Annotated in this window: 13 protein-coding genes; 5 read left to right on the top strand and 8 right to left on the bottom strand. The window is 55.6% G+C overall.

The features are described from left to right. Window positions 1-536 (bottom strand): RNA methyltransferase (locus B3Z49_RS04710; RefSeq protein WP_296988544.1); only part of this gene is annotated, 536 nt, incomplete at its 3' end. A 192-nt stretch (window positions 537-728) separates the two neighbouring features. Continuing rightward, a complete protein-coding gene (gene cimA / locus B3Z49_RS04705; RefSeq protein ID WP_296988539.1) occupies window positions 729-2342 on the bottom strand; it encodes a citramalate synthase in 1614 nt (537 codons plus the stop codon). A 339-nt stretch (window positions 2343-2681) separates the two neighbouring features. Between cimA and B3Z49_RS04700 the strand changes: the two genes are divergently transcribed. The 3 genes from B3Z49_RS04700 to B3Z49_RS04690 all read left to right on the top strand — a co-directional run bounded on the left by B3Z49_RS04700 (window position 2682) and on the right by B3Z49_RS04690 (window position 4560). Next, entirely contained in the window at window positions 2682-2930 is a 249-nt protein-coding gene (locus B3Z49_RS04700; protein ID WP_008891599.1) for a hypothetical protein, read from the top strand. A gap of 156 nt (window positions 2931-3086) precedes the next feature. Continuing rightward, window positions 3087-3782 (top strand): DsbA family oxidoreductase, encoded by a 696-nt coding sequence (locus B3Z49_RS04695; RefSeq protein WP_064782103.1) that lies wholly within the window; start codon window positions 3087-3089, stop codon window positions 3780-3782. A gap of 121 nt (window positions 3783-3903) precedes the next feature. Then, window positions 3904-4560 (top strand): LysE family translocator, encoded by a 657-nt coding sequence (locus B3Z49_RS04690; RefSeq protein WP_296988537.1) that lies wholly within the window; start codon window positions 3904-3906, stop codon window positions 4558-4560. Between the two features lie 15 nt (window positions 4561-4575). Here B3Z49_RS04690 and B3Z49_RS04685 read toward each other — a convergent pair whose 3' ends face one another. The 3 genes from B3Z49_RS04685 to B3Z49_RS04675 form a co-directional block, all read right to left on the bottom strand. After that, window positions 4576-5925, bottom strand: a complete 1350-nt coding sequence (locus tag B3Z49_RS04685) for an MFS transporter (RefSeq protein WP_296988536.1) — start codon at window positions 5923-5925, stop codon at window positions 4576-4578. A 167-nt stretch (window positions 5926-6092) separates the two neighbouring features. Next, on the bottom strand, window positions 6093-6809 hold the full coding sequence (locus tag B3Z49_RS04680) for a hypothetical protein (protein WP_296988535.1): 717 nt from the start codon (window positions 6807-6809) through the stop codon (window positions 6093-6095). Window positions 6810-6833: 24 nt separating this feature from the next. Next, window positions 6834-7775 (bottom strand): aldo/keto reductase, encoded by a 942-nt coding sequence (locus B3Z49_RS04675; RefSeq protein WP_296988534.1) that lies wholly within the window; start codon window positions 7773-7775, stop codon window positions 6834-6836. A gap of 208 nt (window positions 7776-7983) precedes the next feature. Here B3Z49_RS04675 and B3Z49_RS04670 point away from each other — a divergent pair, with 208 nt between their 5' ends. Both B3Z49_RS04670 and B3Z49_RS04665 read left to right on the top strand, forming a co-directional pair. Next, window positions 7984-8358, top strand: a complete 375-nt coding sequence (locus B3Z49_RS04670) for a MerR family transcriptional regulator (RefSeq protein WP_296988532.1) — start codon at window positions 7984-7986, stop codon at window positions 8356-8358. Further along, window positions 8355-8747 (top strand): carboxymuconolactone decarboxylase family protein, encoded by a 393-nt coding sequence (locus tag B3Z49_RS04665; protein ID WP_296988529.1) that lies wholly within the window; start codon window positions 8355-8357, stop codon window positions 8745-8747. The genes B3Z49_RS04670 and B3Z49_RS04665 overlap by 4 nt, the downstream gene beginning before the upstream one ends. Window positions 8748-8818: 71 nt before the next feature. Here B3Z49_RS04665 and cysS read toward each other — a convergent pair whose 3' ends face one another. From cysS to nadE, 3 genes are all read right to left on the bottom strand, one after another. Then, a complete protein-coding gene (gene cysS, locus B3Z49_RS04660) occupies window positions 8819-10195 on the bottom strand; it encodes a cysteine--tRNA ligase (protein WP_296988527.1) in 1377 nt (458 codons plus the stop codon). A gap of 67 nt (window positions 10196-10262) precedes the next feature. After that, window positions 10263-11615, bottom strand: a complete 1353-nt coding sequence (gltX, locus tag B3Z49_RS04655) for a glutamate--tRNA ligase (protein WP_296988525.1) — start codon at window positions 11613-11615, stop codon at window positions 10263-10265. A gap of 14 nt (window positions 11616-11629) precedes the next feature. Then, on the bottom strand, window positions 11630-12208 hold a 579-nt coding region (nadE, locus tag B3Z49_RS04650), incomplete at its 5' end, for an NAD(+) synthase (RefSeq protein ID WP_296988524.1).

Below are 12208 nucleotides of genomic sequence, written 5' to 3'. Positions count from 1 at the left end.
ACATCAACGCCCGCCTGCCACCATTCATAGCCAATCAACAAAACCGCCTGGGCCAGGTTAAGCGACGTAAAACCGGGATTAAGCGGCACGGTCACAACCGCATCGCCCATGGCAATATGTTCATTGCGAACGCCGGTGCGTTCCGGGCCAAACATCACACCGACCTTTTCACCGCGCCCGATCACAGCGCGCATTTCCGGTGCCAGCCCCTTGGGCGTAAAGACCGGCTTGATGGCATCACGGGTGCGCGCCGTTGTGACGTAAACCCGGTTCAGATCGGCCAACGCATCTTCTTCGCGCTCAAACACCTTGGTGTTGTCGATGACGATATCGGCACCCGATGCATTGGCGGTTGCCCGTTCATTTGGCCAACCATCGCGCGGCCGCACCAAACGCAAATCCACCAGACCACAATTGAGCATCGCGCGCGCGGCCTTGCCGATATTATCGCCAAGCTGCGGCTCAATCAGAATGATTACGGGCGGATTGGCAATCCCGCCTGTTTCAGGCTTGGCACTGCCGATGGGCTCGCTCATCGCGGTATTCTCCGGTCGTCAAAGGAAGGCATAGAAGCTGTTTTTCGGGCGTCCCCGTCCATATTGGCGCTTACTTAGCAAAAGCCAACCGTTCGCGCCAGTCTCCAGATTTAAGCCTCCGGATTGAAACGAAAACAGCCGGACCTTGATATGGCCCGGCTGCATATATTTGGCTGATATCCGATCACATCATCAGGCATGCTGGCTACGCACACCGGATTTGAACAGTTTATAAGTGATGGAATCACGCAGCGCGTTATAGGACGCCTCGATAATGTTGGTCGAAACGCCCACCGTTGCCCAGTTATTGCCTTCGGCATCCCGGCTTTCGATCATAACGCGGGTGACTGCACGCGTACCATCGCCGCGGGTTATGATGCGGACCTTATAGTCGATCAGTTCGATCTGTTCGACCGCATCGCGGTATTCCGGCACGGTCAAAAGGACCTTACGAAGCGCCGCATCAAGCGCGTTGACCGGGCCGTTACCTTCGGCCACTGACATGAACTGATCATCACCGACCACGACCTTGACGGTGGCCTCACTCATGGTGATGACCTGTTCGTCCTGCTCATCAACCCAGCGGCGTTCGTCAATCACACGGAAAGACGTCACCCGGAAATAACGATCAAGCTCGCCCATGGCCTTGCGCGCCAGCAGTTCAAAGCTGGCCTCGGCCCCGTCATAGGCATAACCGTCGAACTCACGGCGCTTGACGGTTTCAACCAGTTTGCCGACGGCCTCGGATTTGGGATCAACCTCAACGCCGATCTCGCGGAAACGGGCAAGGATGTTCGACCGCCCCGCCTGATCCGAAACAAGGATATGGCGCTGGTTGCCGACCAGATGCGGTTCGATATGTTCGTAGCAGGTCGGGTTCTTTTCAACCGCTGAAACATGCAAGCCGCCCTTGTGGGCAAAGGCACTGTCGCCGACATAGGCCGCCTGCCGCAGCGGTTCACGGTTCAGCCGCTCATCAAGGATGTGCGAAATGCGCCGCAGATGGGTCAGCTGGTCATGGGAAATGCCAACGTCATAACCCATCTTGAGCATGAGCGTCGGAATGATCGAAATCAGGTTGGCATTGCCGCACCGCTCACCCAAACCATTCAACGTCCCCTGCACCTGTCGCGCACCGGCGCGCACCGCGGCCAAAGAGTTCGCAACCGCGTTTTCCGTATCGTTGTGGCAATGAATACCGACATTGCTGCCGGGGATCTGGCTGCAGACATCGGTGACAATGTCAAAAATCTCGTCGGGTAGTGTACCGCCATTGGTGTCACACAAAACAACCCAGCGCGCACCGGCTTCATAGGCCGATTTGATTGCGGCAAGCGCATAGTCCCGGTTGGCCTTGTAACCATCAAAGAAATGCTCGGCATCGAACATCACTTCGGAAACCTTGGTTTTCAGATGGGCAATTGAGTCCGAGATCATCGCCAGATTTTCATCAAGCTCGATCCCGAGCGCCTCGGTCACCTGAAAGTCCCAGCTTTTACCAACCATGCAAACAATCGGCGCATTCTGCGCCAGGCTGGTCAGCCCCGGATCGTTTGATGCCGAACGCCCCGCACGGCGGGTCATGCCAAAGGCGGTCAGTTTGGAATTCTTGAGTTTGGGCGGATTGGCAAAGAATGCATCATCGGTCGGGTTTGCCCCCGGCCAGCCGCCTTCAATATAGTCAATCGACAGTTCGTCCAGTGCCTTGGCAATCGCGGTCTTGTCCGCGGCCGAAAAATCCACGCCCTGGGTCTGCTGCCCATCGCGCAAGGTACTGTCATAGAGATAGACGCGCTTGTCTGACATTTTCATTCCAACTGATCGATCGTCTCGGGTGCCGCGGCCGCTTTTTTGGCCGCCGCTATTCTGTTCGCAAGGCTCATGATTTCATGTCTTTTGCGGGTCTGGCAAATTGCCGCAAAACAGACAACAGCGCAACAGCATTACTCAAATTGCCATCCCGACGACAATTTCTGCTCTATTTCAACAAATTACCCATCTTTAGGATAGCTGACCTGTCCCCTTGAATGGTTGCAACCACCACTATGCGATGATTACCTTTATCCTAGGTTGTAGTACGCTTGATCAAAACCCCGCACATGTAGAACAAAGCTAATGATCGCGCGACGTCCAAGGACAATAAAAATGGCAAATGACGCCCCCACCAGCGTTGATATCATGATGCTTGCCGGCCTGACGTGGGAACGTACCGGTCGCAATTGCTGGACTGCATCAGACCGTTTTGCCCGCTACATCATATTCCGTGACATCGATGAACGTTGGTATGGCGACTGGGAACGGGACGGGGAACTGACCCGTGCGGACTGGTCTTGCCCGATCCTTGAAACGTTTGCCGAATACATGGTCGATAACGCCCGGCGGCAATCGTCCTGATGATCGGCGGGTAACCAAGCCCCAAAAAAAATTAGATAAAACTAATAAATCGCCCCTCAAATACGCGTCCACCCCGGCTTTTCCTTGCGTTTGACGCCATGTCGATTATGTGTTGGGGTAGCACAACGTTACATAATCCAAGGCAAGCCTAATCCAATGACCAAAGCCATTCCCATGCAGATCGACATTGTTTCGGACGTTGTCTGTCCGTGGTGCATCATCGGTTACAAGAACCTTGAAGATGCCATCAGCCGTCTGGACGGCGAAATTGACGTCACCCTCCGCTGGCACCCGTTCGAACTGAACCGCGATATGCCGCCCGAGGGCCAGGACCTTTCGGAACATATCAGCGAAAAATACGGCCTGACCGCCGATCAAAGTGCCGATAACCGCGCGCGCATCACCATGATGGGGGAAAATGTCGGCTTCCCGATCCATTTCGGGTCAGATGCACGTATCTATAACACCTTTGACGCGCATCGCCTGCTATACTGGGCGGGCAAGGAAGGCGAATACGGCCAGCAGACAGCGCTTAAGCTCAACCTGTTTGCCGCCTACTTCCAGGGCGGTGACAACACCGCCGACCATGGTGTTTTGAAACGCGCGGTCGAGGAAGTTGGCCTTTCACCGGAACGCGCCGCCGAAATCCTTGCCAGCGACGAATTCGCCAAGGAAGTCCGCGCCGAGGAAGATGAGTTCGGCGATGCCGGCATCAGCTCGGTACCGACCTATGTCGTGAATGGCAAATTCGCCATTTCCGGTGGCCACCCGCCAGAAGTATTCGAACAGGCTCTTTCGGAAATCGCGCGTCAGGGTGATGAAATCCTTGCCGAAGCGCAGAACGACGCCTGATTAGCCCCCAGTGCAGACAGATGAACAAAGCCCGGTCCATTGGATCGGGCTTTTTCGTGGCCCTCGACAGAACTCAAATACCGATCTAGGCTGATCTTGCCACCACACAAGGAAACGCCCCATGATCAGCCTTGCCGAATTTGGGCAATATCTGCCTGGAATATTGCTGTCTTATGCAGCCCTGCTTGTCGGCCTGATTAGCCCCGGCCCTGCCCTTTTGGGCTTGATGGGGGTGTCGCTTGATCAGGGCCGCCGTGCTGGTCAACATTTTGCCCTTGGCATTGGAACCGGATCGTTTTCGATCGGCCTTCTGACCCTGACTGGGCTGTCCGCCGTCCTTGCCACCTATGCCGATGCGATGACCGCCATCCGGATTTTTGGCGGGCTTTATTTGCTGTGGATGTCCTATCGGGCGTTTCGTACGGCATTTCGCAAACCACCCACCACATCAGACATTGCCGACGCTGTTGATGTCCGAAAGATATCCGGACGCGGCTATTACTTCCGCGGATTGGGACTTCACCTGACCAATCCCAAAGCCATCCTGACCTGGATCGCCATCATTTCAATCGGCTTTCACGAAGGCGCCCCGCTTTGGGTTGGGGCGGCGATTGTGATTGGCTGTGGTCTGATTTCCACCAGCATTCATTTGCTTTATGCCACCGCCTTTTCCACCGCCCCGGCGATTTCGATTTATCGCCGCGCAGCCGGATGGATCAACGGGTTGCTTGGTGTGTTCTTTGCCGCCGTCGGGCTGCGGTTGTTGTTCAACCGCTAACCTGTCAGCGAAAAGCTATGCCTTGGGGGCCTTGCCTTCAACTGCCTCGGCCTTTTCTGCTTCAGCTTCAGCCTTGGCTTCGGCCTCCTCGACAGCTGCTTCCTCAGCAGCGGCTTCTTCTGCGGCGGCCTCGGCCTGCTCAGCCGCCCAAACCCCGGCGGTTTCAACCGCCATGGGGGAGGCCGTCGGCAGAACGCTGACATAGCTTTCGGTTTCTTCAACCGGCAGGGCTTCACGGCGCGTCATGCGATAAAGCGCATAAACCGCAATCACCGCAAAGGTCCCGGCAAGCACCAGCCAGAACGACTGCGGGCCAAGATGTTCCATCGACCAACCGGCAATCAACGGGCCAAGAATTGCGCCCACCCCGAAGGTCAGGACCAGACCACCTGATGCCGCCGGCATTTCTTCGAGTGATAGGAAATCGTTGGTGTAGGCCAGAAACAGCGCATAAAGCGGTGTGGTCATGCCGCCTGCGACGAAGGCCGCGCACATCATAAAGACCAACTGGTTACCCGAAAGCCAGCCAAGCATGCAGGCTGACATGGCAACTGCGGCCGCACCAAAAATCAGCTTGCGGCGATCCATGCGGTCCGACAACCAGCCAATCGGGTATTGGAATACCAACGCACCGGCAAACAGCATAGCGACAAAGGTCGCGATCTGCACGGTCGTCATTTCGATCTGGGTGCCATAAACGGCCGCCATACCGGTCTGGGTGGCATACACACAACCCAACAGGAAGATGCCCACGGTACTGAGCGGCAATCCCGCAAACAGTTCCTTAAGCCCCATCGGGCGGGCCGCCTCGGTCACTGGCACGGACGAGGCCGACAGCAGGATCGGCGCAAAGGAAATCGAGACCAGAATGGACGCAACAATAAACAGGGCTGAGTTCGCGGCATCGCCAAGCGTCAAAAGTCCCTGCGCACCGATAATACCAAGCGTCTGGGCAATCATATAAGCCGAAAGAACCTTGCCGCGGGTTTCGTTGGTTGAGGCATCATTAAGCCAGCTTTCCGCCGTCACATAGATCCCCGACATGCAAAAGCCCAAGATCACGCGCAACGCCGTCCATGCCCATGGCTCGGCAATCAGCGGAAAGGCAATCAGCCCGGCGGAGGTAAAGCTTCCGAGTGCGGCAAAGACGCGCACATGGCCAACCCGCTTGATCATGCGCGGTGTAATGCGCGCGCCTGATAGGAAACCGGCAAAGTAACCCGATGTGACAATCGCCAGTTCGGCCGAGGAAAAACCCTCAATCCCGCCGCGCAAACCGATCAGGGTGAAATGCATGCCATTGCCCAGCATGATCAGGACAACTCCAATAAGAAGTGCCCAGACACTGGTTAAAACCTGGATCATGAATCGCCCTTTCGCACTTTGGGGATTACCGGACTGTCTGTGAGCTCAGCGCGCCTTGGTCTGATGTCGTGTTGGTTCAGACAAATGACAAGTCTCAGCGGAAAGTACGAAACCACTGATCACATTCAGTTTCCAGACTTTTTTCGGTATGAAGGGGATTTTTTGGCCTAAGCAGCCGGGTCTCTGATCTCTGCCTCGGTCAGGCGTTTGGTGGTGACCCCGTTTTTAAGATCAAGCCAGCCGCAAAAAACAGTCACCCAGACAGCGGCTAGCATCAAGTACGCGACATACTGATCCATCACCCAAAGCGTGCCTGCGGATATCACGCACCACGCCAGCGGAACCGGCAACAATACCCACCGCCAGGTGCCGCGTGACAGCAAAACAAAGCCCAGGGTGCCAAGGGCGGTTGGATCGGCTGCACTGCCAAAAATTTCGGCCTGTACCAAGTCGCGCCCTTCAATCAGGCCAATAAACGGATAGACAATCAGCGCAAAGGCAACCAGGGACGCCCCGACATAACAGGACAAATCCCCGCGCCAGCCAAAACGAAGCGGCAACGGACGCGCAGCAAAGATGGCAAACAAAACCACCTGCAGGGCAAAGGCCGGCAGCAGATAGGGCACCGCCCAGTTGATCGGCTGATAATATTGCCAAAGGAAGCCATAACCCGACCAGGCCCAAACCAGTGCCAACAACACCAGAATAACCCGGTTGCCGCGAAACCCGTGACGCAGGGCAAGGCCGGATGCGATCAACCCGGCAATCAGCGCACTGGCAACCACCAGCCACCAGGTGGTGTTCATGGTTTCAAACAGCCGGTAATAGACACGCGGCGAAAACAACAACAGGTCCGCCAGTCCGTAATCCCACCATTCAGTCATGCTGTCTGCCCCCGATTGCCTTGATCACACCAGAACGCCAATGACGGCGGCGATCTGTTCGCGCATTTTTTCATCGGGCAAAGGCCCGGTTGCGGCTGCCATGTTTTCCGCCGCATGGGCCGGTTTGGTGGTGGCCGGGATCGGGCACGTCACCGCCGGATGGGCGATCAGATATTTCAAAATCAGCTGCGCCCAGCTTTTGGCTTCAAGTTCGGCGGCAAATTCCGGCAGGGGCTGACCTTCCAGACGCTCCGTCAGGCTGCCGCCACGAAATGGCCGGTTCACAATCACCGCAATGCCGCGGTCATATGCCAGTGGCAACAGGTAGTCCTCAACCTTGCGGTCAATCGGATTATAGGTCACCTGCACGAAATCAAGCCGTTCGTTCTTCATCACCGCGATCAGGTCTTCGGTACGTCGCCCGTGCGAAGTCGTGACACCGACATGGCGCAACTGCCCTTCGTCCTTCATGCGAAACAGAAGCGGCAGGTTTTCACTGATGCCCAACAGATTATGGACCTGCAAAAGGTCAAACTGCTCGACCTTCCATCGATCTGATGTCTCGGCGATCTGTTCGGCACCATCTCCTGCGGTCCAGACCTTGTCGGTCGAAAACACCCGATCGCGCGCACCAAGTTTATCAAGCCCGTAGCCAATCACATCCTGAGCAGAGCCATACATTGGCGAGCTGTCAATCATCCGGCCACCGGCATCGAAAAACGCCGACATCACATCCGCGCACTGATTGCGCAGTTCAATGTCTCGGCCGACATTAAATGTGATCCAGCTTCCGAGCCCGACAGCGGGGATTTCTTCACCGGTTGAGGGGATTTGCTTTTGCAATACTTCCGATGCGCGCGCATCGGAGCTTCCCTGCGCCCACGCAGGCATACCCGACGCCAACAGGCCAAGCGCGCCTAATGAGGCAGAAGCCTTCAAAAACCCTCGGCGGTCAAATTCAGACATGGCTTAGAGCACCTTTTCGTTGCTTCGGACCAATCGTCAAACATGATCCATCAAGATTTGGGCAGAATTCTGCCCTACCGCAACCTTAGGTACTTCCAAGCCTTTCTCGCCAAATCACACGGCTTCGCAAAATACTGCTTGACCTGGAGTGCACTCCAGCTCTTAGCCTGATGCAGCATTGAATGACTTCAACACAAAGGTGCCCGTCATGATGATTGGCGAAGTGGCAGAAAAAAGCGGTTTTTCCATCGACACCCTTCGATATTACGAAAAGATCGGCCTTCTACCAAATGCAGACCGCGACCCCGGCGGACGTAGGTTCTATGACCGCGATATTTTGCGCTGGCTCGACTTTCTTGGTCGGCTCAGGGATCTCGGGATGCCAATTCGCGACCGGGTGCTATATGCCCGGCTGCGCGCCGAGGGTGACAGTACGATCGAAGCCCGCAGGTCCTTGCTTCAAACCTATCGCGACGAGCTTGCAACCCGTATCGCAAGTCTGACCGAAACGCTTGATGTCCTGGATGCCAAAATTGCCAGTTACGACACGACGGGTGCGCCATTAAAGGACCCTAAAAAATGACCGAAACCAAATCCGCCCTGGAAGCTGGTCGCAAAATCGTGGCCATTCTGAACCCGGACCTTGAAGGCCAACTGTCAGAAAAATACGACGGTCTGGTATCTGACTTTGCAGAAACACTGGTTGAATGGGGCTATGGGCGTCATTATGCACGCCCGGGACTTGATCTTAAAACCCGGCAGCTTTGCACGATTTCGGCCCTGACCGTGCTCGGTGGTCAAACCGCCCCGCAGCTCAAGATAAATATTCGCCACACCCTGGCAGCAGGAGCCACCCGCACGGAAGTTGTTGAGGCCATCTGGCAAATGGCTGTTTATGGCGGCCTTCCAGCCGCAATCAATGGCCTGAATGCGGCACAAGAACTGTTTGATGAAATGGATCAGGCCGCCTGATTATCCGACTATCAACGAAAAAGGCCGCAGCGATACCTGCGGCCTTTTATCATTTTCGTGGCGGCTGGACGTTAAACGCGCTTCCAGCTTGTGCCTTCCTTGAAGTCTTCAAGAATGATGCCGCGTGCCAGAAGGTCATCACGGATTTTGTCCGCCGTTGCGAAATCCTTGTTCTTCTTGGCATCCGCACGTTGGGCAATCAGCCCGTCGATCTCGGCCGCCTCGTCTTCATCGGCTGATCCGGTGAACCAGGCTTCGGGATCCGCTTCAAGAATGCCCAGAAGCTTGGCCGCGGCAAGGATTTCACCCTTGGCCTCAGCCCGTTCGAACTTCTTTTCCGCCTTGTTGAACTTGGTCACAAGGTTATGGAATTCCGAAATCGCAAGCGGCGTATTAAGGTCATCACACAGCGCATCAAGCACCGCACGCGGGACCGGCATGGTTTCCGGCGTCACGTCGGCACTCTGACGAAGTGCTGTATAGAACCGATCAAGCGCCTCTTTGGCCTGACGCAGGTTTTCTTCGGTCCAGTTGATCGGCTGATGATAATGGGTTCCCATCATCGCCAGACGGATCGCCTCACCCGGCCATTTTTCAAGCAGCTCATGCACGGTGACGAAGTTGCCCAATGACTTGGACATCTTTTCGCCCTCGACCATCAGATGGCCGTTATGCATCCAGTATTTGGCGTAGCTTGAACCCTTATTGGCGCAGCAGCTTTGCGCCAGTTCGTTTTCATGGTGCGGGAACACCAGATCCGAACCACCGCCATGGATGTCAAAGTTTTCACCGAGATACCGCGTCGACATGGCAGAGCATTCAATATGCCAGCCCGGACGCCCCCGGCCCCATGGGCTATCCCATCCCGGAATGTCATCACTAGACGGTTTCCACAGAACAAAATCCGCCGGGTCCTTTTTATAGGGGGCGACTTCCACGCGAGCGCCAGCGATCATTTCCTTGCGGTCACGGCGCGACAGCTTGCCATAGTCATCAAACGCCTCGACCGAGAACAGCACATGGCCTTCGGCGGCATAGGCAAAGCCCTGTTCGATCAGGCTTTCGCACATGGCGATCATTTCAGCAATATGTTCGGTCGCGCGCGGTTCGATATCGGGCTTGGCGGCATTAAGCGCGCCCATATCTTCCAAATAGGCCTGATGGGTGCGTTTGGTGATTTCGGAAATCGGCTCGCCGCTTTCCTTGGCACGTGCGTTGATCTTGTCATCAACGTCCGTGACGTTCCGCACATAGGTCACCTTGGGATAGATATGGCGCAGCACGCGCACCAGCGTATCAAACACCACCACCGGGCGGGCATTACCGACATGGGCATAGTCATAGACCGTCGGGCCGCAGACATAGAGGCGCACGTGATCGGGATCAATCGGCTTAAACACCGTCTTTTCGCGGGTGAGCGTATCAAAGATGCGAAGGGTTTTGGTCATTTCAAACGTCCGTTTGGCTGTGTTATCGGGTCAAATGCGTGCATTTTCCGGCGGTCAAAGCAGATGCTTAGACCGCCTTCCCACACAACCGGTCACGCGCCTTTTCAGACCCGATCAAAACCAGCATCGTCGACATTTCCGGACCATGTTCACGCGCGGTCAACGCCTTGCGCAGCGGCATGAAAAGCTGTTTGCCCTTGCGGCCGGTTTCATCCTTAAGTGCTGTGGTCCAGGTTTTCCAGCTGGTGCCATCAAGCTCACCTTCGGGCAGCATATCGGCGGCCTTTTTCAGGAACTCGGCATCCTCGGCATCGATTTCCGGAATGACGTTTTTGTGGATCACATCCCACCATTCCAAGGCCTCTGCCACGCGCCAGCAATTGCCGCGCACCGCATTCCAGAACATCTCATCGGCATCTGCCATGCCAGCCGCTTCAAGCTTCGGCTTGGCGGCCTCAAACGACATTTCGTGAATGACTTTTTCATTGAGACTTGCCAGTTCGGCCGGATCAAATTTCGGCGTGGAACGGCCGTAATGATCCAGATCGAATTTCTCAAGCACCTGCGAAAGGTCTGCTGGTTCAATCTTGTCCGATGCGCCAAGGCCGGTCAAAAGGCCAACAAGCGCCTCGACCTCAAACCCGTCATTACGCAATTCACGCAGTGAAAGACTGCCCAAACGTTTTGAAAGCTGCGAGCCACCCGGCCCCGCCAAAAGCGGCATATGGGCAAATTCAAGCGCACCCGGCTTTCCGCCAAGCGCCAGATACAACAGGATCTGCGACACGGTATTGGTCACATGGTCTTCGCCGCGAATGATGTGGGTAACACCCATTTCAAGGTCATCCACCACCGAGCCCAGCATATAAAGCAACGACCCATCTTCCCGGATCAGGACCGGGTCAGACACATGTTCGGTATCAAACGAGCAAATCCCGCGCGTCAGGTCATCCCATTCGACCATGCCGTCGGTCAGAAGGAAACGCCAATGCGGCTTGCGGCCTTCGGCCTCAAGGGCGGCAATTTCTTCATCAGACAGCGTCAATGCCTTCCGGTCATAGATGAAGGGCTGGTGACGCTGGCGGGCAGCCTTGCGCTTCCAGTTGAGCTCACCTTCAGTTTCGTAGCACGGATAAAGCAATTCACGCTTTTTCAGGTCATCAATCGCCGCGTCATATTTATCCTGACGCAGGCTTTGACGTTCTTCCTGATCCCAGTCGATGCCAAGCCAGGCAAGGTCTTCACGGATCGCATCGACATATTCGTCTTTGGAGCGTACCGGATCGGTATCGTCAAAGCGCAGGATGAATTTCCCGCCTGATTTACGGGCATAAAGCCAGTTCATCAGCGCCACACGGGCGTTACCGACGTGAAGAAGCCCGGTCGGGCTGGGGGCAAATCGCAGAACAGGTTTTGTCATTTCAAACTTTTCAATCACGTAACAAGGTTCGTGAAACCATTGGTAATCGGATAGCGACGGTCACGGCCAAAGGCACGCGGGGTAATCTTGACCCCCGGGGGTGCCTGGCGTCGTTTATATTCCGCCCGATCCAGCAACCGCCAGACCCGGCGTACTGTTGCCTCATCGTGACCGCTATCCACGATATCGCGAACAGACCGCTCACCTTCAATCATCTGATGCAGGATATCATCCAAAACATCATAAGGCGGCAGACTATCTTCGTCTTTCTGATCCGGGCGAAGCTCGGCCGATGGCGGCTTGGTGATAATCCGTTCCGGGATCACCATGCCATCCGGGCCAACAGCCCCAACCGGTTTGTGTTCATTGCGCCAGTGGCACAAGTTAAACACGGTCGTTTTATAAAGGTCTTTCAGAACCGAATAGCCACCACACATATCGCCATAAAGCGTGGCATAGCCAACCGACATTTCGGATTTATTGCCCGTGGTCAGGACCATGTGGCCAAACTTGTTTGAAAGCCCCATCAGGATAATCCCGCGCGAACGAGCCTGAATGTTTTCTTCGGTAATGTCGGCATCGCGGCCTTCGAA

This window comes from Thalassospira sp. UBA1131, assembly GCF_002311515.1.
Classification (GTDB): Bacteria; Pseudomonadota; Alphaproteobacteria; order Rhodospirillales; family Thalassospiraceae; genus Thalassospira.
The sequence above is the reverse complement of the archived record's forward strand: the minus strand, read 5'-3'. Positions and strand labels throughout refer to the sequence as shown.

Excerpts from the sequence above, each read along its gene's own strand:
- cimA (WP_296988539.1), bottom strand. The coding sequence starts at position 2,342 with ATGTCAGACAAGCGCGTCTATCTCTATGACAGTACCTTGCGCGATGGG.
- B3Z49_RS04700 (WP_008891599.1), top strand. The coding sequence starts at position 2,682 with ATGGCAAATGACGCCCCCACCAGCGTTGATATCATGATGCTTGCCGGC.
- B3Z49_RS04695 (WP_064782103.1), top strand. The coding sequence starts at position 3,087 with ATGACCAAAGCCATTCCCATGCAGATCGACATTGTTTCGGACGTTGTC.
- B3Z49_RS04690 (WP_296988537.1), top strand. The coding sequence starts at position 3,904 with ATGATCAGCCTTGCCGAATTTGGGCAATATCTGCCTGGAATATTGCTG.
- B3Z49_RS04685 (WP_296988536.1), bottom strand. The coding sequence starts at position 5,925 with ATGATCCAGGTTTTAACCAGTGTCTGGGCACTTCTTATTGGAGTTGTC.
- B3Z49_RS04680 (WP_296988535.1), bottom strand. The coding sequence starts at position 6,809 with ATGACTGAATGGTGGGATTACGGACTGGCGGACCTGTTGTTGTTTTCG.
- B3Z49_RS04675 (WP_296988534.1), bottom strand. The coding sequence starts at position 7,775 with ATGTCTGAATTTGACCGCCGAGGGTTTTTGAAGGCTTCTGCCTCATTA.
- B3Z49_RS04670 (WP_296988532.1), top strand. The coding sequence starts at position 7,984 with ATGATGATTGGCGAAGTGGCAGAAAAAAGCGGTTTTTCCATCGACACC.
- B3Z49_RS04665 (WP_296988529.1), top strand. The coding sequence starts at position 8,355 with ATGACCGAAACCAAATCCGCCCTGGAAGCTGGTCGCAAAATCGTGGCC.
- cysS (WP_296988527.1), bottom strand. The coding sequence starts at position 10,195 with ATGACCAAAACCCTTCGCATCTTTGATACGCTCACCCGCGAAAAGACG.
- gltX (WP_296988525.1), bottom strand. The coding sequence starts at position 11,615 with ATGACAAAACCTGTTCTGCGATTTGCCCCCAGCCCGACCGGGCTTCTT.